Genomic DNA, 551 nt, shown 5'->3' on the forward strand with positions numbered 1-551 from the left:
GGAACTGTTGCCAAGAACCGTATTAATCGCCGTTTCCACACAAATAGGTGTCATCAAAAATTAGCAACAGATATCACAGAATTTAAGTGTTCTGACGGTGTAAAACTGTATTTCAATCCCATTATGTATGTTCAACGGTGAAATTCTTTCGTATGGGATAGGTATGCGTCCAACCTTAGAATTAGCCCTTAAACCTCTAGAGGAAGCCCTTGAAATAGTAAAAGTTTCAAAGTACAGGACTACTGTACATTCTGATCAAGGATGGCAATATCAACATAATAAATGGGTAAAAACACTTAAGGAATATAGGGTATACCAGAGTATGTCGCGAAAAGGAAACTGTTTAGATAACTCCCCGATGGAGAATTTTTTCGCGTTAGTCAAACAAGAAATGTATTATGGAGAAGCACTGTGCTCATTTGAGGAATTAAAAAAGAGAATTGAAGAATATATCGATTATTATAATAACAAGCGTATAAAGCAAAAATTGGCAGGTATGAGTCCGGTTCAATACCGCATCCATACCAGCCAATCAGCTGCTTAATACAAAA

At 36.5% G+C, this 551-nt stretch carries 1 protein-coding gene; it reads left to right on the plus strand.

The window, feature by feature from the left end; genetic code table 11:
• The first annotated feature begins 127 nt into the window (after nt 1–127).
• Nucleotides 128–544, plus strand: a complete 417-nt coding sequence (locus WQ54_RS18015; protein WP_046590565.1) for an IS3 family transposase — start codon at nt 128–130, stop codon at nt 542–544.
• Nucleotides 545–551: the final 7 nt, after the last annotated feature.

The organism is Bacillus sp. SA1-12 (assembly GCF_000981385.1).
In the GTDB taxonomy this organism is placed as follows: domain Bacteria; phylum Bacillota; class Bacilli; order Bacillales; family Bacillaceae; genus Metabacillus.